The sequence below is a fragment of the Bacillota bacterium genome (genome assembly GCA_036504675.1).
In the GTDB taxonomy this organism is placed as follows: domain Bacteria; phylum Bacillota; class Sulfobacillia; order JAJYWN01; family JAJZPE01; genus DASXUT01.
Genome location: DASXUT010000151.1, coordinates 1 through 21,167 on the forward strand (window position 1 = coordinate 1; position 21,167 = coordinate 21,167).

The window sequence follows — 21,167 nt, forward strand, 5'->3', positions numbered from 1 at the left end:
CACCGCCGGGTCATCCAGCCTCGACCGGTTGGTCAGCCCGAGCCGCGAAGAGTGGAAGAAGTAGTAGATGACATCAGGGTCATACCAGTCGTAGGTAAGGACGAAGGCCGGCGCCAGCCCCTCCCGGGTCCGCTCGAGGACGTCCCTGGGCTCGAGGGTGGTCGCCAGGGCCTCGATGCCCACTGCTCGCAGTTGCTCCGACACGGCCTTGCCCAGCCCGGCCTCCCACTGGTAGTCGTAACTCAGGACCTCGACCCGGAGACGCGATGGCGGCGCCCCGTTCAGACCGGGTCTTTCGACCAGGCCGTCGCCGTCCGTATCCTTCCAACCGTCGGCGGCCAGGACCGCCTTGGCCCGAGCGGGGTCGTAGGCGGGAAGGCCATCCCCCTTGGAACCGGCCTTCAGCCCGCTAGCCCACATCCCGCCGGGGATGACCGATGTCTCGGCCGTCGCCGGCAGGCCGACCTTGTCAATCAAGGCTTGACGGTCGATGGCCAGCGCCGCCGCCTCCCGCACGGCCGGATCAGCCATGGGCCCGTCGGCCACGTTGAAGCCCAAGTAGGTCAGGGTCGGCCGGTGGACGACTAGCCCGGGTGGGCCCTGCCAAGACTCCCCCTGGCCGAACTCGGCCACGTCGAGCCGGCTGCCTCCGAAAGCGGCCGAGAGCGAGCCGCGCTCGGGAAGGAACTCGAAGACTACCTGCCGCGGTCTGGCGGGCCCCGGCCCCTTGACGAACGGCGGCGGCCAATCGTACCCGTCGTTGGCGACCAAGGTCAGCCGGCCGCCGGTCAGGGACTCCGGCCGGAAAGGCCCGCTCCCCACTGGACCCAACGCCCCGGCTTCGCCGCCGGGGGCGACCACGCCATAGGCCGACCAGGACAAGGCCGTCCAGACTGGAGGATACGGACGTTCAAAAACCAGTCTGACCCGTTCCGGGTCGACCACGATGACCTCCTTGACCGGGCCGAGCATCCTCGCCAGGGTTCCCGATTCGGGGGCCTCAGTCAACCGGTCGAGGGTATACTTGACCGCGCCGGCGTCGACCGGTCGCCCGTCGTGGAAACGGACACCGCGTCGGAGCCGGAAGGTTATCTCCTTCCCCCCCGCCCCGATCTCCCACCCGGCGGCCAGGTGGGGATAGAGCCGCCCGTCGGGTCCGGTGATCACCAGGGTGTCGTAAATCAGGCGATAGGGGCTCAGGGCCTGGGGCTGGTTAGGATCCACGGGCGAGGCCGCCGGGTCGAGCGAGGAAAGCCGGTAGGGCACGCCGACGACGACCGTGCCCGCTGGGCGCGGCTGGCCGGCGATGGCCCCAAACTCACCGAAGACCGCCGCGACGAGGGCCGATGAAGCTGCCGTCAACCAAAGGGCCACCAGGATGGCTCTGCGGCCGCGGTGGAGCAAGAGGGGGTCACCGCCGTTCTGTGAAAAGAGGGCCGGGCCTCGAGGGACCGCCCCCATCTAGGACTTAGACGGTTGTTCCGTCCTTCCTGGTTTCAGCCAGCCGGGCTTGGGTCCGTCCCCTTCATTTCCTGAGAACCTCGTGACAGCGCCGGCAGCGCGCTTCGTAGCTTTCCTTGCCGCCGATGACGATGATCGGGTCATCGATGGCCGCCGGCCGCCCATTGATCAGGCGCTGGTTGAAACAGGCCGGTTCGCCACACTTGACACAGATCGCCTTCAGCTTGGTGACTTCGTCGGACAAAGCCATCAACGCGGGCATGCTGCCGAAGGGGCGCCCGGCGAAATCCATGTCCAGTCCGGCGACGATGACCCGGCGACCCGCCCCGACCAGTTTCTGGACGACCGGGATGACCTCCGGGCCAAAGAACTGAGCCTCGTCAATGGCCACCACGTCGACGTCCGCTTCGGCGACGAGGGTGATGATGTCCTCTGGTCGCCCCTGGTCGATGGGGTGAGCTTCGAGGCTGTTTCCATCGTGGGAACTCACCCGGCGGTGTCCGTATCGCGTGTCGATGGCGGGTTTTACGATGGCCACCTTCTTGCGGGCGATGGCCACCCGTTTGGCCCGTCGGATCAACTCCTCGGACTTGCCGCTGAACATGCTGCCGCAGATGATCTCGAGATACCCCGGCTCCTTGCGCCGTCTGAGTCGGGCCGGGCCCCGCCCCTGGCGCTCGCCCGTCGCCCTGGCTTTGTCTGCCAAGCCTCTCCCCCCTCGATCATTGTACCTTCTGGCCCGTCCCAGCGTCAATGACGAGCAAAGGTCGGGGGCGCAGCTCCGGCGGGTTATCGCGGCGGCGGCGGATAATCGCCCCCGTCTTGACGAACACTCCAGGAGAAAGGGGTGAAGGACATGGCTAGTGATGTCAAGTGCGAGGTTTCCAGTTGCCACTATTGGGGCCAGGGGAACCGGTGTGAAGCAAGGGCCATTTCCGTGGTCAACGCGGTGGCCGGTGGGGCTAACATGGAGGCCGGCACGATCGGCCACGAGGCCCAGGCGAGGACCACCGATGAGACCGCCTGCAAGACCTTCAAGCCGAGGAGCTATTAGGCCGACCGCGAAGGGCCGCCCTCGACCACGGGCGGCCCTTTCGCCTCTTGCTCCTCTGATCGTGCCGAAAGGATGTGAGCTGAGTTGAGCAAGTGGGTCGCCGCTCTGATCGCCATCCTGGCCGTGGTGGCCGCCGGCTGGGTCCTCACGAGTATCCTCGGGCTGGCCTGGTTCCTGGCCGCCGGAGCCTTCCGCGGCCTGATCGGCCTGGTGTTTCTTCTGGTCGTCGGGGTGATCCTCTACCGCCTCTTCGCCGGCCGCCGCCAGAGAGTCTGATCCGGCCGCCCGGCTTCGGTTGGATCGAACAAAGCGCCCTCCTTGCCGGCCGCCCCGCGCGAGGAGGGTCCTTCATTGCTCCGAGGGGCGACGAGTCATTCGACTGGTGGTTCATACAGTCGGTACTGCAGGGCCTCGCCGATGTGGTCGGCCGTGATGGTCGTCTCCTCGGCCAGGTCGGCCACGGTCCGGGCGATTTTCACCAGTCGGTCATGAGCCCTAACGCTCAGACCCAAGCGGGTGAAGGCCCGCCTCAGGAGGGCCCTGGCCGCCATGGTCAGCGGGCAGAGCCCATCCAGCCGGCCGCGGTCGAGGTTGGCGTTGAGGAGCCCCCCGTTGCGGTCCAGTTGCCGCTCCCGACAGGCGGCGATACGGGCCCGAACCGTGGCCGACGGCACTCCCCCCGCGCCGCCGACGACCTCGGCGTAGTCGGGCCGGGCCACTTCGACCTGGAGTCCGAGCCGGTCCAGAAGCGGTCCCGAGAGCCTGGTCCGGTAACGTTCGACCTGGTAGGGGGTGCACCGGCAGGCGCGGATTGAATCCCCGAGGTGTCCGCAGGGGCAGGGATTCATCGCCCCCACCAAGATCAGCCTTGATGGGTAGGTGACCGACCCGCCGGCCCTGGCCACGGTCACCTGGCCGTCCTCGATCGGTTGCCTCAGGGCCTCCAGGGCATCGCGGCGGAACTCCGGCAGTTCGTCGAGGAAGAGCACCCCGCAATGGGCCAGGCTGACCTCGCCGGGCGTGTCCAGCCGGCCGATGAGGGCGGCCGACGAGGCGGTATGATGCGGCGCCCGGAAGGGCGGCCTCCGGATGAGCCGGTCACCGTTGAGCCCTCCGGCCACACTGTACAGCCTGGTCACCTGGATCGTCTCGGCCAGCGTCAGGTCCGGGAGGAGCCTGGCCACGCCCCTGGCCAGCATGGTCTTGCCCGTCCCCGGCGGCCCGACGAGGAGGATGTTGTGGCCGCCGGCCACGGCCACCTCCAGGGCCCTCTTGGCCTGGGTCTGACCCTTTACGTCGGCCCAGGCCTCATCCCCGTCGACGGCTTCCGCCGCCGGGCTTGGTTGCTCGGCGCGAACCGCCGTCGGCGGATGCCCCGTGGCCGCCGCGACCACTTCCTCCAGGGTGCCGCAGGGGATCAGGCGTAAACCGTCGACGAGGGCCGCTTCTCCGGCGTTGGCGGCCGGCAGGAGAAAGCCGTCGAGCCGGAGATCCCGCGCGGCCAGGGCCATCGACAGGGCTCCCTTGACCGGTCGGATGGACCCGTCCAGCCCGAGTTCGCCGGCCATGGCCACCCCGGCCAGGGCAGCTTCCGGCAACTGACCGCAGGCCTCGAGGATGCCCACGGCGACCGGCAGGTCGAATCCGGGCCCCTCCTTGCGCATATCCGCCGGGGCCAGGTTGACCGTGACCCGCCGCATCGGAAACGTAAAGTTGCTATTTCGCAGGGCCGATCTGACTCGTTCCCGGGCTTCCCGTAGACCGACATCGGGAAGCCCGACGATCTCGAACCCCGGCAAGCCGTTGGCCACGTCCACCTGGACCTGGATTGGCACGGCCTCGATGCCCCGCAGGGCAAACCCTCGAACGGCTGCGAGCATGGTCCACCCCCCGTCAGAAAACCCCGCGGACCAGGATCATCGCGCCTCCCGGGGTGACCGGCCCGCGGCCGGCCTCGACCAGGACGGCATCGAACCGGCAAGGGGGATCCCCGCCTGGTAGTTCCCTTGACAGGTAATGCGCGGCCACCGCCCGCATCCGGTTGAGTTTCCGAGGGCCGATGGCCTCCGCCGGCCCGCCGAGACTGTTCCCCCGCCTGGCCTTGACCTCGACAAAGACCAGTGTAGGCCCGTCCCAGGCGACCAGGTCGATCTCCCCTTGACGGCAGCGGTAGTTGGCGGCGGCCAGACGATATCCCTGGGAGACCAGCAAGGCAGCCGCGGCTACCTCCGCCTGACGTCCCAGGGCGTGCGGATCACGAAGGTCGGAACTTGAGCCGTTCAAGCCTCTCCCCCCTCGGGGTGAGCGGCTTTCGACCCCCTCGGCTGTTCTCCTTCCTCGGCCACGAAAAAACCCCCGACCTCTCGTCGGGGGCCAACCCGCCTCAGATCAACTGCCGGACATCCTTGGCGTCGAGCGGGCCTCGTTCGTCGATCGCCCGGGCCACATGGACGTCCCGGTGCTGGGTCAGGTCCAGATCGTAGGTCTTGGCCACCGGGTGGCCGTGGCCGTCTTTGATCACCCGCAACACCGGGTGGCGCGGGTAGGCCCGCCGGACCTTGATCACCACGGCCACTTCCTTGGTGGTCAATTGGATCAGGCTGCCGACCGGGTAGGGGGCGATGTTCTCGGTGAAAGCCTTGGCGATCCGCCGGTCGAAGAGGCGGCCGGCGTTGCCGGCGATGATGTCGAGGGCGTCGGCCGGAAGGAAGCCCCTCCGGTAGACCCGGTCGGCCACGAGGGCGTCGTAAACGTCGGCGACGGCGGCTATCCGCGCGAACTCATGGATCTCCGTCCCCATCAGCTTGCGTGGATAACCCTCGCCGTTGCTTCGCTCATGATGCTGGTAGGCGACGTGCGCGGAGAGCGAGCTCAAGCCGTCCTGGCGGCGGATGATCTCGAACCCGTAGGCCGGGTGCTTCTTGACCTCTTCGAATTCAGCCGGTGTGAGCACACTCGGCTTGTTCAGGACCTCTTCCGGGATCTTGGTCTTGCCGATGTCGTGGAGGATGGCCCCGACTCCCAGCTCGCGCAGGCGCATCTGCTCATACCCGAGACCGATGGCGGTCATCAGGGAGAGGATGCAGACGTTGACCGAATGGCCAAAGGTGTAGTCGTCGGCGGCCCGGATGTCGGTCAGGTTGACGACCAGGTCGCGGTTCTCGATGAGCTCGTCAATGATCCCGTTGACCTGGTCTTTCACCTTCCTGGCCTCGGTCCCGGTCAACCGGCCGAGCCCCGACTTGGCCCGCTCCTTGACCTCGTTGAGGACCTCCTTGGCCGTGAACATCGCCTCGACTCGGGTCTCCGGGCTGACGACGTCCTTGGCCTCGATGTCGGGGAAGCGCTCGTCGACCACATAGACGCAAGGAACGCCGCGTCGCCGGAGCTGGGTGATGAACTCCGGCTTGATGGGCGTTCCCGAGGCCAGGAGGACCTGACTATCGGCGCCGAAGATCGGCCTGGCGACGATCATTCCCGGTTGAATATGGTCGATGTCGACGATCTTCAAATGCCGTTCCCCCGGACTGTGTTCGTTGGCGGATTGAGGGCGCTAATCCCCCTCTTCAATGATATCGAACAAACGGGGCTGAAAATGCAGCCCCGCACCCTGGGCATCCATGTCCCACTTGAAACTGCGCCGGTGGACCGGGCACGGACCCAGTCGCCGCAAGGCTTCTACGTGCGCCGTCGTGCAGTAGCCCTTGTTCTCAGCCAAGCCGTAACCCGGGTATAGCCGGTCCAAGTCGTCCATCACGGCGTCCCTGGCCACCTTGGCGATGACCGAGGCCGCGGCGATGGACGCCGAACGGCTGTCACCCTTGACGATGGCCCGCTGCCTCAGTTCCAGGCCGGGAATGGCAAAGCCGTCGACAAGGACAAAGTCGACGGCGACTGACAGGCCGGCCAGGGCCCGGCGCATTGCCAGGAAGCTGGCCTGACGGATATTGATGGTGTCGATCTCCTCGACCTCGGCCCGGCCGATGGAGACCCCCAGGGCGATCTCCCGGATCAGCGGGCATAGGGTTTCCCGCTGCTCGGCCGAGAGCCGCTTCGAGTCGTCCAGCCCGACCAGGCGCAGCCCGGGCGGAAGGATGACGGCGGCGGCGAAGACCGGCCCGGCCAACGGGCCCCGGCCGACCTCGTCGACTCCGGCGATGACCGCCGCCCCCTGGGCCCTGGCCTCGGCCTCGAACCTCTCCATGGCCGTCAGCCTAGCCGCTTCGGCCTCTTCCCGGTCGAGCCTGGCGAGGATCTCCGCTCCCAGGCGACGGGCTCCGGCCCGCGGGTCGCGGGCCAGCCGGCGGGCGGCCCGCCGGCGCAGCTCGGCCCTGGACAGGCCATGGACGATGAGGCGGATCTCCTCAAGGCTGAGGTCCTTGAATGACGGCTTCATGGAATCACCCATGAAGGACCATCTACTCCCCCGGAGGTGGGCTTTCCTGCTTCCGCGAAAGACCTTTCGGCGGGCGGACCGGCCTCCCGCCGGACGCGGCCGCCTCCGGGACCGGGTCAAGGGTGAATCGCCCCAGTCGCCCGCTCCGGAATTCGGCCAGCAGGACCTGGGCGGCGCGGTCGAAATCGGGCTGGCCGCCGGCCTTGAGGAGACCCCGGCTCACGGCCACTTGCGCCAGAGCCGTCTGGGAGTCCCCGTCGACGATCCCGTAACGCTCGACGAGCACCCCCTTGGACTCCCTCCGCAGCTCAGTGATGAGTCCCTGGGCCACCTGGACCTGGTCGTAGGCCCCGGCCTCGAGGGCCCCCGTGGCCGCCAGACGGTAGACGACCTCTTGGTCGCCGACCCGCGGCGGCAAGGTCCCCGGTAGGTCGAGCAGCTCGAAGGAGGACCCGACGCGGACCCACTGGGGGCCGCGGGTGACCCCGGGCAAGGCCCCCGTTCTGGCCCGGGCCCGGCCGGCCAAGCGGTTGATGAGCGAACTCTTACCCACGTTGGGAGTCCCGAGGATCATCGCCCGCCGGGCCCTGCCCGCCGCTTTGGTCTTGGCCGAGGCCCGGACGGCGGCAGTCAACGCTCTGATTCCCCGCCCCTCGGTCGCCGAGATGATCACGACCCGGTACCCCCGGCGGCCAAAAAAAGCCGCCCAGCGCGCGGTATCTTCATCCGCGGCCAAGTCGGCCTTGTTGATGGCGATGATCCGCGGTTTCTGGCCGACGAGGGCGTCAAGGTCCGGGTTCCGACTGGAGGCCGGGACGCGGGCATCGACAACCTCGATGACCACGTCGACCACCCGGAGCATCTCCCGGATGACTCGGTTCGTCCGGGCCATGTGCCCGGGATACCTCTGACCCTTCATATCCCGCTCTCCGCGGCTTCCCCGACCGGGGTCAGCCGCTCAACCCAGGGTGATCGGCCCAGACTCACGGGTCAACGAACCAGAGCAATCCGGTTCAATGGCCAGTAAATCAGGATGGCCTTACCCTTGACGTTCTCCAAGGGGACGAAACCGAGGGAGGCGAAACGGCTGTCCTCGCTGTTGGCGCGATTGTCCCCCAGGACGAAGAGGCTGTCCGGAGGGACGGTCGTCTCGGGATAGTTCGATTTCTGCGGGATCATCAGATGGTTTTCCGGGAAGACCTGCCCATTGAGGTAGACGACGCCGTCTCTGATGGCCACCCGGTCACCGGGGAGGCCGATGGCCCGCTTGATGTAGTCCTTAGCCGGATTCTTGGGGTTACGGAAGACGATGACCTCGCCGCGCCGCGGGGAACGCAGGTGGTAGATGGCCTTATTCAGCCACAGCCGCTCGCCGGTGTAGAGGGTCGGTTGCATCGAAGGTCCATTGACGAGAGTCGTCTCGACGACGAAGGTCTTGATCAAGAGAGCCAGGACCAAGGCGAAGACAACGGTCTCGATAAGCTCACGGAAAAGGCTCTTCTCGGGCTCGGCCATTTTCTGCCCCCCCGGTCCACCGCGGGAAAAGACCAAGACAAAAAAGGGACTGTTGGCAGTCCCTGATCGAACCTTACCGGATGGTGGTTCGCTCCTTGACCTTGGCCGCACGGCCGGTCAACTCGCGCAGGTAGTTCAACTTAGCCCGCCGAACCCGCCCCCGTCGAACGACTTCAATCTTGTCGACCCTCGGGGAATGCAGCGGGAACTTCCGCTCCACGCCGACCCCGTACGAGATGCGCCGAACGGTGAAGGTCTCGCGGACTCCGCCGCCGCTCCGACCGATGACGATCCCTTCGTAGGCCTGGATCCTCTCGCGGCCACCCTCGACCACTTTGACCTGCACCCGGACAGTATCGCCGGGGGCGAAGTCCGGGATATCCTTGCGCATGTTCTCGAGTTCGATCGTTCTGATCAGGTCCACCGGTCTTCCTCCTTTGACCAAGCAGGTCCACAAGCAGAAATTATAGCATACAGCCCTAGAAAAGACAACTTATCGCACGTCCGGGCGGTCAGCCTCCGCTCTTCGGTCCTTCCTCGCGGGGGGTGGCTTCCAGCCTGATCTCGGCCAACAGCCGCTCGTCCTCCCGCCGGAGGTTCACCAACTCGAGCAGGTCCGGACGGCGCTCGAGGGTCCGACGCAGGGATTCGCGGCGGCGCCATAGGCGGACCTTTTCGTGGTGTCCCGAGACGAGCACCTCGGGGACGGCCATGCCCCGGAAGATCGGCGGCCGAGTGTACTGCGGATATTCCAGGAGGCCGTCGGAAAAGGACTCTTCGCTTACCGAGTCGTCCTCGAGGACGCCCGGCACGAGCCGGGAAACCGCGTCGACGAGGACCATCGCCGGCAGTTCACCACCGGTGACCACGAAATCGCCCAGGGAGATCTCCTCTTCCACGAGTCCGGCCCTGATCCGCTCGTCGACGCCCTCGTAGTGGCCGCAGATGACCAATAGCCACTCCAGACCGGCCAGCCTGACAACGGTCTCCTGAGTCAGGCGGCGGCCCTGAGGGGTCATCAGGATGACTCTCGGACGGTGTCCCACCGGGCCCGAGGCGACGATCATCTCGACCCCCTCGAAGACCGGGTCGGGCTTGAGGACCATGCCCGCCCCGCCACCGTAAGGGTAGTCGTCGACCGTCCGATGCCGGTCGTGGGTGAAGCCGCGCAGGTCGTGGCAGCGGATGTCCAGCAAGCCGTGGTTGGCACCGCGCTTGACGATGCTCTCTCCAAAAGGGCCTTCGAACATGGCCGGGAAGAGGGTCAGAATATCGACCCGGAGAGGGCTCATTTCCACTCCTCCAAGGGCCTTGCGACGATCACTCCGGCGGCCAGGTCGACCCGGCGGATGACTTCTCGTGTCGCCGGGAGAAGGGTCTGACGCCCGCCGTCAGTGACGACGTAGACGTCGTTGGCCGGCTCGCTGACCACCTCGCTGAGGAGACCGAGGGGCTTGCCGGATTCGTCGATGACTCTCAACCCGACCAGCTGGAAGTGATAATAGGAGCCTTCCGGTAAAGGCACGACGGCCGCCGGCGGGACCTTGACCTCCCCGCCGACCAACCCCTCGGCCTCGTCGCGGGTCTTTGCCCAATCGAAGGCCATCAGGTAAACCCCTTTGTGCGGGGTGGCCTCAGTGATCCTGGCCGGCCTTTGCGAGCCGTCCGGCCCGACCACGAAGACGTCGGGTCGTTCCAGGTAACGCTGAGGAAAGTCGGTCAGGGGGTAGACCCTGACCATCCCTCTGACCCCGTGGACGCCGACGATCTTGCCGATGCTGATCAGTTCCTCTTCGGCCAAGCCGGCGCCACCCCTATTCCCGGATGGCGACCACCCGGCCGTCCTCCACGACGATCTCCGCCTGGAAGAGACGGTCCCAGTCGTCGCCGATCCTGACTTGGACGAAGCCCTCCACCGTCCCCTGGCCGACTTCGACCCCCGGCTCGAGCCGCCCGGACTCCTTGAGCTTCTCGACCAGTCGGCTCTTATTCTCGAGCCGGTTCTGGCGCTCGGCCTGGAGGCGTTCGACGGCCGACCGGCGCTCCGCGGGGGACCCTTCGTCGGCCTCGCCAAGGCGTTTGAGCTGTCCTTCGATCTGGGCCAGCTCGGCCTCGGTCCGGCGCAGAGCCTCCTGGAACTCGGCCGCGAGTTGCTTCTTCAAGACCTCGGTCACCTTGGCCTTGACCGTCACCGGGCGCTGGATGAAGATGGCCACTACTGGACGACCTCGACCGAGACCTTCCGGCCTTGCTTGGTCGCCGCCGCCTTGACCACCGCCCGGATGGCCTTGACCACCCGCCCCTGTCGCCCGATCACCTTGCCCATATCCTGCGGGTCGACCCGGAGCTCGACGACCGAGCTGTGCGGGCCGCCGACCTCCGCCACCTGAACGGCGTCGGGATTATCGACGAGGGCCCTGGCCAGGACCAGAACCAGTTCCTTCACGGTCGCACCTCCCAAAGACCCGTCCCTTGGATGGTCAGGCCTTCTCGGACTCGCCCGGCTCTGGACCGGCGGCCCTGCTGCCCTTGATACCGGCGCGGATGAAGAGGGACTTCACCGTCTCCGACGGCTGAGCGCCTTTGGCCAGCCACTCGCGGGCCTTGTCTTCCTGAACCTTGATCACGGCGGGCTCGCGGGTCGGGTCGTAGTAACCAATCTCCTCGATGAACCGCCCGTCACGGGGCGACCGGGAATCGGCGACGACCAGCCGATAACTCGGGGCCTTCTTGGCGCCAACCCGCTTGAGACGAATCTTGACTGCCACTCCTCTTGGACACCTCCAAAGCGACTATGATAGCCTGGCCTTTCGGCCCTGATCTAGATCCGGCCGGGGGACGGCAAAGCGACCGCCCGGGGCCGATCTCAGCGGGGCATCCAGCCTGGACCGCCGGGACCCCGCTTGATCCCCTTCTCCCCCATGCTCATGACCTGCCTGATCATCTTGCGGGTCGCGTCGAACTGCTTGAGCAGGGTGTTGACCTGCTGAACGCTGGTCCCGCTGCCGGCGGCGATCCGCCGCCGCCGCGAGCCGTCGATGAGTTCCGGCCGCCGGCGCTCTTCGGGGGTCATCGAGTTGATGATCGCCTCAGCCCGGTCCAGTTGCCGGTCATCGACGTCCTTCGGGATCATCCCCTTCATCCGTGCGGCTCCGGGAAACATCGACATCAGTTGGTCGATGGGGCCCATCTTGCGCACTTGTCGGAGCTGGTCAACGAAGTCTTCAAAGGTGAACTCGTCGGCCCGCAGCTTCCGCTCGAGGTCGCGGGCCTTCTTCTCGTCGAAGTTCTCCTGGGCCTTCTCGATGAGGGTCAGAACATCACCCATCCCGAGGATGCGCGAGGCCATCCGGTCGGGGTAGAACGGCTCGAGGGCCTGCAGTTTCTCACCGGTGCCGATGAACTTGATCGGCCGGCCGGTGACCGCCCGGACCGAGAGGGCCGCGCCGCCTCTGGCGTCGCTGTCCATCTTGGTCAGGATCACCCCGTCCAGACCGACCCGGGTGTTGAAGGCCTCGGCCACGTCGACCGCGCTCTGGCCGCTCATGGCGTCGACCACCAGCATGACCTCATGAGGCTTAACGGCTTCCTTCATCCGGACAAGCTCAGTCATGAGTTCCTCGTCGACATGAAGGCGGCCGGCCGTGTCGACGATCACCGCGTCGCGGGCCTGACGGTCGGCCTCCTGGCAGCCGGCCTCGGCGATGGCTACCGGATCCTCACCCGGGGCACCGGCCCATACCGGCATCCCCAGCTGGTCGCCGAGAATCTTGAGCTGCTCTACGGCGGCCGGGCGATAAACGTCGGCGGCCACCAGCAGCGGCCGCCGCCCCCCGGAACGCAGGTGGGCGGCGAGCTTGCCGGCTGTCGTCGTCTTGCCGGACCCCTGCAGGCCGACCAGCATGATCACCGTCGGCGGCTTGGCGGCCAGGTTCAGGCGGGCCGGGGTCTTCCCCATCAGCTCGATCAACTCGTCGTGGACGATCTTGATCACTTGCTGAGCCGGGGTCAGGCTCTCCAGGACCTCGGCCCCGACCGCCCGTTCGTCGATCCGGGCAATGAAGTCCTTGGCCACCCGGTAGTTGACATCGGCCTCGAGGAGGGCCATCCGGACCTCCCGGGTGGCCTCCTTGACGTCGTTGGGGCCTAGCTTGCCGCGCCCCCTCAGCCGTTTGAAGGTCGCTTGCAGTCTTTCGCTGAGGCTTTCGAACACTTCTCAGGACCTCGCCTTGAGGCGCTTGATCAAACGTTCCAAGCGCGGCTTGAGCGGATGGGCCGATTCTAGGGCGTCGACGGCCCGCGCCAGGGAGGCCATCAGGCGGCGGGCGACGGCGTCTCGCGCGACCAGGCCGAGACGCCGCTCGTAGTCTTCCAATGCTTTCTCGGAGCGGGTCAGGAGGTCATGGACCGCTTGGCGGCTGACGCCGAGCAACTCGCTGATCTCACCCAAGGAGAGGTCGTCCTCATAATGCATCGACAGCATCTCGCGCTGGCGATCGGTCAACAGTGGGCCGTAGTAGTCGTAAAGAAGCACGGTCCGGTTGGCCCGGTCCAGCCGTCTGGCGACGGCCGGCCGGTCTGTCGAGGCCCTCACCGTCTTGTCCGCGGCGCGGCTGATCTTGCTCATCTGGCTGTCTTCCCCCCCGCCGCGACGGCCGCTGCGTCGGCGGTCGAAGCTGTCAAGGAAAAAACCTTTACAGCCGTATTGTAGACGACAACAGGGCCGCCGTCAAGTCTCGCCGCCCGAAAGGCAAGGCTGACCGACCGCGGCCGATGACCCCAAATGCCCGGACACGAGATCGACCGAGACGGACGTTCAGCCCCCGGACCCGGCGGACTCCGCCTGGTCGGGGAAGAGCCCGGCCACGAAACGCTCCGCCGAGAACGGTTCGAGGTCCTCGGCGGCCTCGCCAAGCCCGACGTATCTGACTGGCAGGCCGATCTCGTCGGCGATGGCGACCACCACGCCGCCCTTGGCCGTCCCGTCCAGCTTGGTCAGGACTACCCCGGTCACGCCGACCGCCTCCTTGAAGACGCGTGCCTGCTGCACGGCGTTGAGGCCGGTGGTCGCGTCGACGACGAGGAGGACCTCGTGGGGAGCCCCGGGAATCTCGCGGGCCAAGACCCGCTGGATCTTCTTGAGCTCCTCCATCAGGTTGACCTTGGTATGCAGGCGGCCGGCCGTGTCGACGATGACCACGTCGGCTCCCCGCGCTTGGGCGGCCTTGAGGGCATCGAAAGCCACCGCGGCCGGGTCTCCCCCGGCTTGGTGCTTGACGACCGTGGCACCGGTCCGCTGGCCCCAGATGGTCAACTGCTCGGCAGCCGCCGCTCGGAAGGTGTCGGCGGCCGCCATGACGACCTCCAGCCCCTCATCGCGGAAGCGACCGGCGAGCTTCCCGATGGTCGTCGTCTTCCCCGTCCCGTTGACCCCGACGACCATCAGCACGCGGGGCTTGGCGACCGATTCTCCGGGCCCCCCGGATGGTCCCGCGGAAGCTTGCCCGGCCCCGGGCCGCGCTTTCGAGGCCTCCCCGGCCGACAGCCGTCTGGCCAACTCCTCGCGGAGGAGCCGCCTGACCTCGCCGGCCTCGGTCACGCCCTCCTCACGGCAGCGCCGGCGGATGGCTTCGACGATACCCTGGCTGCCGGCCACGCCGATGTCGGCCTGGATCAGGATCGCCTCGAGCTCCTCGAAGAGGTCCTCGTCCAGGCGGCCCGACCTCTGCACCAGGGCCTGGACCTTGTCGGTCAGGCCCTGCCTCATCTTCTGCAAACCCCGGCTGAAACGGTTGAACCAACCCTCTGGCTTGGTCATCCCCCGCGAAAACCCCCATTCATTCCTGGCAACCCGGTCTTATCCTGCCTCAGCTGGCTTTTTCCTCGAGTCTCACGGAGACGATCTTGGAGACGCCGCCTTCCTCCATGGTCACACCGTAGAGGACGTCGGCCACCTCCATCGTCCGCTTCTGATGGGTGATGATGAGGAACTGCGTCTTGCGGGAGCACTCCCTGAGGAAGCGGGCAAACCGCTCAACGTTGCTCTCGTCGAGGGCCGCGTCGATCTCGTCCAGGAGGCAGAACGGGCTGGGCTTGACCTCGAGGACGGCGAAGAGGAGAGCGATGGCCGTCAGGGCCTTCTCCCCGCCGGACAAGAGGGACAGGTTCTGCAGCGTCTTTCCGGGCGGCTGGGCCAGGATGTCGATGCCCGTCTCCAGGAGATTGCCCTCGTCAATGAGGATCAATTCGGCTCGGCCGCCCCCGAAGAGCCGCTGAAAGACCCGGGAGAACTGCTCCTTGATGAGCAGGAAGTGCTCCAGGAAGCGCTTCTTCATGACCTCGTCGATCTCGGCGATCAGCTGGCCGAGCTGCCCCCTGGCCTGCTCCAGGTCGGCATGCTGGGTCTTGAGGAACTCCACCCGCTCTTTGGCCCGTTGGAAGTCGTCGATGGCCGCCAGGTTGACCAGACCGAGTCCGTCGATCCGGGCCCTCAGTTCCTCGGCTTCGGCCTCGGCGGCAACCCGGTCGGCCGGCGGTTCGACCCGGTCGGCTTCGGCCTCCAGCCGCGAGACGTCGAGTCCGTACTGACCGGACAACCGCTCCCGAAGGCGCTGCAGTTCGGCCTCCACCCGGGCCTGCTCGACCTCGGCCGAGCGAAGCTTGGCTGCCGCTCCCTCAGATTGCCTTCGGAGGGCGCGACTCTCCTTCTCGGCCGTGACCAACCCGGCCTCAACCGCCTTGCGGACCTCGGCGGCCTTGGCCAGTTCGACCTCGGCCGTCGCCTTGTCCTCCTTGAACCGGACCTCCTCGGCCTCGTCGGACCGGCGGCTGCCGGCGACTTCCTCGGCCTGCCGGGACAGATCGGCCGCCTCCGCCTCCAGGCCGGTGATGTCGCCCTCCAGCTCCTGGCGGCGGCGACGGCGCTCGGCGGTGGCCGCGGTCAGGCCGTTGATCTCCTGCTTGAGCGTCGCCGCCGCGACTCGGTTGTCGGCCACCTGTCCGGCCAGTGTCTCCCTGGCGACGGTGGTCTCGACGAACCCTTTCTCGTCGGCGGTGATCTTCTCGCGGATGGCCGTCTCTTCGTCCTTCAGCCCGTCCAGACGGGCCCGCGCCTTCTCAGTCGTCCTCGCCGCCTCACGCTCCTGGCGGTCGAGCTTCTGCTGTTCCAGAGCTAGGAGCTGTCGGGATTGGGCCAGCTTCTTGGCCTCTTCTTCCGCCCTGGCCAGGTCGCGGTCCCCGGTGGCCTGGCGGATCTCCAGCCGGTGGGTTGTCTCCAGCGCGGCGGCCAGTTCATTGTCGGCCTTCTGCCGTTCTTCAGCGATCTTGGCCAGTTCCCGCCGGACTTTCGCCAGCTCGTCCTCGTCACGCGCCAAGCGCTCCGTGAGGTCGGCCAGCTCGCGGCGGCGTTCGAGGGGGTTGCCGGCGGCCGTGTGGGGACCGCCCCCGGCCGCGACGACGCCGTCGGCGGCGACCACCTCCCCGCCGATGGTCACGGCCGCCCGGCCCCCGAAGACCCCGACGATCTCCCAGGCCGAGGTGAGGTCCGGGGTGATCACGTAGCGGTCAGAGAGCCAGGTCACCAGGTCCCCCCCACCGGCTCTGGGCCTGATCCAGGCGCCCAACCCCAGACCGTCCCCTCGGCCCTTGGATGGGCCGGCCTTGGCGGCGGTTGGGGCGGCCTCGCGACGAGCCGGAGCCACGGTCAGCCGGCGGCAGAGTTCGAGCGGCAGGACCAGGAGCCGACCCTCGCCCGCGGCACAGGCAGCCGCCAGACGTTCGGCATCGGCTATCGTCTCGACCACGACGGCCTGGATCAGGTCTCCCAGCGCGGTCTCGACTTGGACCTCGTGGCCGGGCAGGACTTCGATCAGGTCGGCCAGGCTGCCCAGGACGCCGACGCCGGCCGGCCGGCCTTCTTTCTTGGCCACCAGGACGCGGCGGGCGATCTCCCCGTAACCCTGGTAGCCCGACTCCATCTCCTCAAGCACGGAGAGGCGGGTCCGCCTAGTCCGGCAAGTCTCTTCGCACCGGGCCACCTCTCGCTGCAGTTCGACGGCCTTAGTCGCGGCCGACCCGGCGGTCTTCCGCCAGTGCTCGGCCATGGATCGGAGCTCAGCCAGTTCCCGCCGCACGCCGTCGAGTTCACGGCGGACCACGGCCGCGTTCTCATCGGCCGCCCGCTGGGCGATCTCGCCCTCCTCGGCCTCGCTCTCCAGTCGCAGACGCCGGGCTGCCGCGGCCTGGGCCATCTGCTCGGCCTCACGGACCCGGTTGCGCTCCTCGGCCGCCTCATTGAGGGCCTCGATCAGTTCGCCCTTCAGCGATTCGACGGCCTGGCGGGTCTGCCCGAGGCCGGCCTCGACTTCCTCCAGCCCCAACGTCCTGGCTGCCAGCTCCGCCTCGGCCCCGGCCAGTTGGGCCGCGATCTCCACGGCCCGACGGTCCTCGGCCTCAAGGGAGCCGGCGACTTCGGTCAGGCGGACTCGAAGGTTGTCGGCCTCCCGGACCTTGGCCGCCCTCTCCCGCTCGATGGCCGCTAGCCGCTCCTCGGCCACCGCCCGACGGCCTTCCAGACGGACCAGGGCTTCGCTGATCTCGGCCAGGGACCTCTGACGCCCATCCACGGCGGCCTCGGCCTCAGCCAGGCGCTCGCGGCCGGCGTCGACCTCGGTTTCCAGGGCCGCCAGGCGTCCCGTCGCCCGTTCGGCCTGTTCCCGGTAAGCCTCGGCCTTCTCGACCAGGTCTCGCAGCTTGGCCCGGCCCGCGGCGGCATCGACCAAGTAGAGCTGGGTCTCCAAGGCCTGCAACCGGGTTCGATAGTCCCGGTAGAGTTGGGCCACGTGGTATTGCTTTTCCAGCGGTTCCAGCTGGGCCTCGGTGGCCGAGATGACATCGCCCACCCGAAGCAAGTTCTGCAGGGTCTCCTCCAGTTTCCGCTGGGCCTCACGCTTGCGATTCTTGTACCGAACGATCCCGGCCGCCTCTTCGAAGATGCCCCGCCGATCCTCCCACCGGCTCGAGAGGACGTTCTCCACCTGGCCCTGACCGATGATGGAATAGCCCTCCTTGCCCACCCCGGTGTCCGAAAAGAGGTCGAGGACGTCCTTCAGCCGGCAGTCGCTCTTGTTGATCAGGTACTGGCCATCGCCGGAACGGAAGACCCGGCGGGTGACGGTCACCTCGTTGTAGTCGATCCCCAGGCCGCCGTCGCCGTTGTCGATGGTCAACCCGACCTCGGCCATCGACAGGGAGCGTCGCTGCGAACTGCCGGCAAAGATGACCTCTTCCATCTTCGTCCCACGGAGCTGTCGCGGACTTTGCTCCCCCAAGGCCCAGCGGACCGAATCGGCGATGTTGCTCTTGCCGCTGCCGTTTGGGCCGACGATGGCCGTCACTCCGGGCTGCAGTTCGAGTTCGATCCGGTCGGCAAAAGACTTGAACCCGAATACGTCCAGGCGCTTCAGGTACACCCAGGCACCCCCGATACCAGGAGAATGGCAGCCCAGGGCCGCGGCTGCCAGATCTGCCGGTTCATTCTCTCCCCATTCTACCATAGGCTTCAGGGGGCGGGAAGAGTTCACTCCCTGGCCACAAAAAGGCCCCGCCACCTTGCGGCGGCCGGGCCTGATGATTCGGAGACTGTAGACTCCTGGGGAGTCCTTTCTAGCGGGGCTGGACGATGAACTTGATGGCTGTCCTCTCTTCGCCGTCGATCTGAATCTCCACGAAGGCTGGAATGGCCACGAGGTCGATTCCGTTGGGAGCGACGAAACCCCGGGTGATGGCAATGGCCTTGACCGCTTGGTTGACCGCCCCGGCCCCGACCGCTTGCACCTCGGCCAGTCCCTTCTCGCGCAGGACTGCCGCGAGAGCGCCGGCCACGGACTTGGGCTTCGATTGGGCAGAGACTTTGAGGACTTCCATGCTTCATAGCCTCCTTACGCGGTGTGGAGAAAGAACGGAAGGTGTTTTGTATTGTAGATTGTCGACTAGGGTATTCGCCCCGAACGGGGAGATTCCTGCCCCTCGTCTGAAAATAACATCGACTTCAGGCGATTGGAGGCTGCTCGGCTGTAGTTTTCAAAAGGACCCTCTAGCGAAAATGCGGGCCGACCTGGGGGATCTCCGTTCCCTAACCCCGGGGCACGGTGGCGGCGGCGACGATCGCCCCGGCCGGCAATCCGCTTTCTTCGGACGGGTTATCCACCCGGACCGGTGGCCACCCCTTGGCCCTCTCTTCTCCCGCGACCTCCGGCTTCATCCCGGGCTTGGCGCCGGTCGGCCCCGGCTTCTTACGCCCGCGCCCGCCGGCTTTGCGCTCAACCTTCTCCAGGGCCTTGCGGGCGGCGACCTGCTCGGCCTCTTTCTTGCTGGTCCCCTTACCCCGAGCCAGGACCCGGCCAGCCAGGCAGACCCCGACCGTGAAGACCTTGGCGTGGTCCGGCCCGGCCTCGGTGAGCAATTGGTAGCTGAGACCGTTGGCCTCTCTCTGCATCTTCTCTTGGAGGGCCGTCTTGTAATCCGACGGCTGCCCCCCGGTCCCGGCAGCCTCCAGGGCCGGCCCCAACAATCGCAGGACGAGGTCCTTCGAGGCGGTCAGGCCTCGGTCGAGGTAGACCGCCCCGACCACGGCCTCGAAGGCGTCGGCGAGGAGCGACCGTCGCGTCCGGCCGCCCGAAGCCTCCTCTCCCCGCCCCAGGTACATATGCTCGCCCAGGTTGACCTCGCGGGCCTTCTCGGCCAAAGAGGCCTCGCAGACGACGACCGCTCGGATCCGCGTCAGGTCGCCTTCAGGCAGGTCGCTGAAGCGGCGGTAGAGATAGTCGCTGACGCTGATCTGGAGGACGGCATCGCCCAGAAACTCGAGGCGTTCATTGTCCTCGATCCGGCTGTCCCGTCGTTCGTTGGCGAAGGACGAGTGGGTCAGCGCCTTGAGCAATAGCGGCGGCCGCTTCATGCGGAGGCCGAGCTTCTCTTGAAGTCGGCGGAGGTTCTCGTCAGGAGAGGCGTAATCGGTGGTATCCACGGCCGTAGGCGTAAGCGGCAAGGGCCTCACCCCTTAGTGCTCTCGGCGCTAATATGTTCGTCTTGGGAGTATTTCTTGACGATCAGCGTGGCGTTCTGGCCGCCGAATCCGAAGGAGTTGCTCATCGCCACGCGGACATCGGCCGGTCTGGCTTGGTTCGGGACGTAGTCGAGGTCGCATTCAGGGTCCGGCCTCTCGAGGTTGACCGTCGGCGGGATGAGGCCCTCCTGGATGGCCAGGACACAGGCGATGAACTCGACCGCTCCGGCCGCTCCGAGGAGGTGGCCGGTCATCGACTTGGTTGAACTCACGGCCAGCCGTCTGGGGTGGTCACCGAAGACCCGTTTGATCGCCCGGGTCTCCCCGACGTCGCCCTTGGGGGTCGACGTCCCATGAGCGTTCAGGTAATCGACCTCATCGATTTGAAGACCACTGTCCCGCAAGGCCAGGGCCATTGAGCGCCGGCCGCCGTCCCCCTCCGGGGCCGGCTCGACCATGTGATAGGCGTCGGCGGTCAGGCCGTACCCGACAACTTCCGCCCGGATCCGCGCGCCTCTTGAGAGGGCGTGATCAAGGGTCTCGAGAACGATCATCCCCGCCCCCTCGCCGATGACGAACCCGTCGCGATCGGCGTCGAATGGCCTTGAAGCCCGCTCGGGCTCGTCGTTTCGAGTCGACAGGGCCTTCATGGCCGAAAAACCCCCGACGGCGAGAGGCAGCACGGCCGCCTCGGTCCCGCCGGCGATCATCACCTCGGCCTCTCCACGCTGCAGATAGCGCATGGCCTCGCCGATGGCGTTGGCCCCGGAAGCGCAGGCGGTCTGAATCGTCAGGCACGGCCCCTTGGCCTGCAAAGCGATGGAAATGTGGCCGGCGGCGATGTTCCCGATCATCATCGGCACGAAGAAGGGGCTCATCCGACCGGGGCCTTTTTGGGCCAGGACGGCGAACTGGTCGCCGAGGGTCTCCATGCCGCCGATGCCGCTCCCGAGGATGACCCCGGTGGCTTCGGCTTCATAGGCCTCGGGCGCGAGTCCTGCGTCGGCGACGGCCATCCGCGAAGTGGCCACCGCGAAATGGGTGAAACGGTCCATCCGGCGGGCTTCCTTGCGGTCGATGAAATCGGCGGCCTCGAAGCCCTTGACCTCCCCGGCAATCCGGCAATCAAATCCGGTCGGGTCGAAATGGGTGATCCGGGCAATCCCGGAGCGGCCGTTCCGCAGACCGTCCCAGAAAGCGTCAAGGCCGATGCCCAAGGGGGTGATCGCCCCCATTCCGGTCACCATGACCCTCTTCTTGTCCATAAGTCTCCAAGTCTCCCAACCCGGCTCAGGCGGTCTGGCGATTTTGACCGGCGAGCCCATTAGTTTAAAGAAGCCCCGGGGGATCCGCCCTCGGGACTTCTGGTTGATATCAAGCTGACCTGAAACGTGAGCGACGACGGCTGGTGCCGCCCTTACCGGCGGCCGCCTTCAGGAGGCCGCGTTCTGCTTGATGTAGTCCACCGCGTCGCCGACCGTGACGAGTTTCTCCGCGTCCTCGTCCGGCACTTCGAGGTCGAACTCCTCTTCGAGGGCCATGATCAGCTCCACCAAGTCGAGCGAATCGGCGCCAAGATCATCGATGAATGAGGCATCAAGGGAGACCTCGTCGGCATTGGCCCCCAGCTGATCGACGATGATGGCCTTGACCTTTTCGAAGATTGCGTCCTTGTT

Annotated in this window: 24 protein-coding genes; 2 read left to right on the plus strand and 22 right to left on the minus strand. The window is 66.9% G+C overall.

The window, feature by feature from the left end:
- Positions 1–1,362 (minus strand): ABC transporter substrate-binding protein (locus VGL40_11300; GenBank protein ID HEY3315846.1); only part of this gene is annotated, 1,362 nt, incomplete at its 3' end.
- Positions 1,363–1,525: 163 nt separating this feature from the next.
- Positions 1,526–2,167 (minus strand): thymidine kinase, encoded by a 642-nt coding sequence (locus VGL40_11305; protein ID HEY3315847.1) that lies wholly within the window; start codon positions 2,165–2,167, stop codon positions 1,526–1,528.
- A gap of 150 nt (positions 2,168–2,317) precedes the next feature.
- Here VGL40_11305 and VGL40_11310 point away from each other — a divergent pair, with 150 nt between their 5' ends.
- Together VGL40_11310 and VGL40_11315 are read left to right on the plus strand one after the other, a co-directional pair.
- Entirely contained in the window at positions 2,318–2,515 is a 198-nt protein-coding gene (locus VGL40_11310) for a DUF1540 domain-containing protein (protein HEY3315848.1), read from the plus strand.
- Positions 2,516–2,599: 84 nt separating this feature from the next.
- On the plus strand, positions 2,600–2,791 hold the full coding sequence (locus tag VGL40_11315; protein ID HEY3315849.1) for a hypothetical protein: 192 nt from the start codon (positions 2,600–2,602) through the stop codon (positions 2,789–2,791).
- Between the two features lie 95 nt (positions 2,792–2,886).
- On the opposite strand, the gene VGL40_11320 is transcribed toward VGL40_11315, so the two are convergent.
- The 20 genes from VGL40_11320 to acpP all read right to left on the minus strand — a co-directional run bounded on the left by VGL40_11320 (position 2,887) and on the right by acpP (position 21,155).
- Positions 2,887–4,395, minus strand: coding sequence for a YifB family Mg chelatase-like AAA ATPase (locus tag VGL40_11320; GenBank protein HEY3315850.1), 1,509 nt, complete (start codon positions 4,393–4,395; stop codon positions 2,887–2,889).
- Between the two features lie 13 nt (positions 4,396–4,408).
- On the minus strand, positions 4,409–4,798 hold the full coding sequence (locus VGL40_11325) for a YraN family protein (GenBank protein ID HEY3315851.1): 390 nt from the start codon (positions 4,796–4,798) through the stop codon (positions 4,409–4,411).
- A gap of 100 nt (positions 4,799–4,898) precedes the next feature.
- Entirely contained in the window at positions 4,899–6,026 is a 1,128-nt protein-coding gene (locus VGL40_11330; GenBank protein ID HEY3315852.1) for an HD-GYP domain-containing protein, read from the minus strand.
- 42 nt (positions 6,027–6,068) lie between these two features.
- Positions 6,069–6,923, minus strand: a complete 855-nt coding sequence (locus VGL40_11335) for a ribonuclease HII (GenBank protein HEY3315853.1) — start codon at positions 6,921–6,923, stop codon at positions 6,069–6,071.
- A gap of 10 nt (positions 6,924–6,933) precedes the next feature.
- A complete protein-coding gene (gene ylqF / locus VGL40_11340; protein ID HEY3315854.1) occupies positions 6,934–7,830 on the minus strand; it encodes a ribosome biogenesis GTPase YlqF in 897 nt (298 codons plus the stop codon).
- Positions 7,831–7,901: 71 nt separating this feature from the next.
- Positions 7,902–8,426, minus strand: coding sequence for a signal peptidase I (gene lepB, locus VGL40_11345; protein HEY3315855.1), 525 nt, complete (start codon positions 8,424–8,426; stop codon positions 7,902–7,904).
- 73 nt (positions 8,427–8,499) lie between these two features.
- Positions 8,500–8,850, minus strand: coding sequence for a 50S ribosomal protein L19 (gene rplS, locus VGL40_11350; protein ID HEY3315856.1), 351 nt, complete (start codon positions 8,848–8,850; stop codon positions 8,500–8,502).
- An 88-nt stretch (positions 8,851–8,938) separates the two neighbouring features.
- The gene (trmD, locus tag VGL40_11355; GenBank protein ID HEY3315857.1) at positions 8,939–9,718 is read right to left on the minus strand and encodes a tRNA (guanosine(37)-N1)-methyltransferase TrmD; all 780 of its coding nucleotides are present in this window, start codon (positions 9,716–9,718) and stop codon (positions 8,939–8,941) included.
- Positions 9,715–10,227, minus strand: coding sequence for a ribosome maturation factor RimM (gene rimM, locus VGL40_11360; protein HEY3315858.1), 513 nt, complete (start codon positions 10,225–10,227; stop codon positions 9,715–9,717). Before rimM ends, trmD begins: the two co-directional genes overlap by 4 nt.
- Positions 10,228–10,240: 13 nt before the next feature.
- Positions 10,241–10,642 carry a YlqD family protein gene (locus tag VGL40_11365; GenBank protein HEY3315859.1) on the minus strand — a complete coding sequence of 134 codons (402 nt, stop codon included), beginning with the start codon at positions 10,640–10,642 and terminating at the stop codon, positions 10,241–10,243.
- The gene (locus VGL40_11370; protein ID HEY3315860.1) at positions 10,642–10,872 is read right to left on the minus strand and encodes a KH domain-containing protein; all 231 of its coding nucleotides are present in this window, start codon (positions 10,870–10,872) and stop codon (positions 10,642–10,644) included. The genes VGL40_11365 and VGL40_11370 overlap by 1 nt, the downstream gene beginning before the upstream one ends.
- Before the next feature lie 34 nt (positions 10,873–10,906).
- On the minus strand, positions 10,907–11,194 hold the full coding sequence (gene rpsP / locus VGL40_11375; protein ID HEY3315861.1) for a 30S ribosomal protein S16: 288 nt from the start codon (positions 11,192–11,194) through the stop codon (positions 10,907–10,909).
- A gap of 98 nt (positions 11,195–11,292) precedes the next feature.
- Positions 11,293–12,639, minus strand: coding sequence for a signal recognition particle protein (gene ffh / locus VGL40_11380; GenBank protein ID HEY3315862.1), 1,347 nt, complete (start codon positions 12,637–12,639; stop codon positions 11,293–11,295).
- Positions 12,640–12,642: 3 nt separating this feature from the next.
- Entirely contained in the window at positions 12,643–13,053 is a 411-nt protein-coding gene (locus VGL40_11385) for a YlxM family DNA-binding protein (GenBank protein ID HEY3315863.1), read from the minus strand.
- 189 nt (positions 13,054–13,242) lie between these two features.
- Complete coding sequence (ftsY, locus tag VGL40_11390; protein ID HEY3315864.1) at positions 13,243–14,244, minus strand: signal recognition particle-docking protein FtsY; 1,002 nt, start codon at positions 14,242–14,244, stop codon at positions 13,243–13,245.
- Between the two features lie 49 nt (positions 14,245–14,293).
- Complete coding sequence (gene smc, locus VGL40_11395; GenBank protein ID HEY3315865.1) at positions 14,294–17,896, minus strand: chromosome segregation protein SMC; 3,603 nt, start codon at positions 17,894–17,896, stop codon at positions 14,294–14,296.
- Between the two features lie 193 nt (positions 17,897–18,089).
- Positions 18,090–18,350, minus strand: coding sequence for a stage V sporulation protein S (locus tag VGL40_11400; protein HEY3315866.1), 261 nt, complete (start codon positions 18,348–18,350; stop codon positions 18,090–18,092).
- Between the two features lie 208 nt (positions 18,351–18,558).
- The gene (rnc, locus tag VGL40_11405) at positions 18,559–19,473 is read right to left on the minus strand and encodes a ribonuclease III (GenBank protein ID HEY3315867.1); all 915 of its coding nucleotides are present in this window, start codon (positions 19,471–19,473) and stop codon (positions 18,559–18,561) included.
- A gap of 5 nt (positions 19,474–19,478) precedes the next feature.
- Entirely contained in the window at positions 19,479–20,756 is a 1,278-nt protein-coding gene (gene fabF / locus VGL40_11410; protein ID HEY3315868.1) for a beta-ketoacyl-ACP synthase II, read from the minus strand.
- A gap of 168 nt (positions 20,757–20,924) precedes the next feature.
- On the minus strand, positions 20,925–21,155 hold the full coding sequence (gene acpP / locus VGL40_11415; protein HEY3315869.1) for an acyl carrier protein: 231 nt from the start codon (positions 21,153–21,155) through the stop codon (positions 20,925–20,927).
- Between the last annotated feature and the right edge of the window lie 12 nt (positions 21,156–21,167).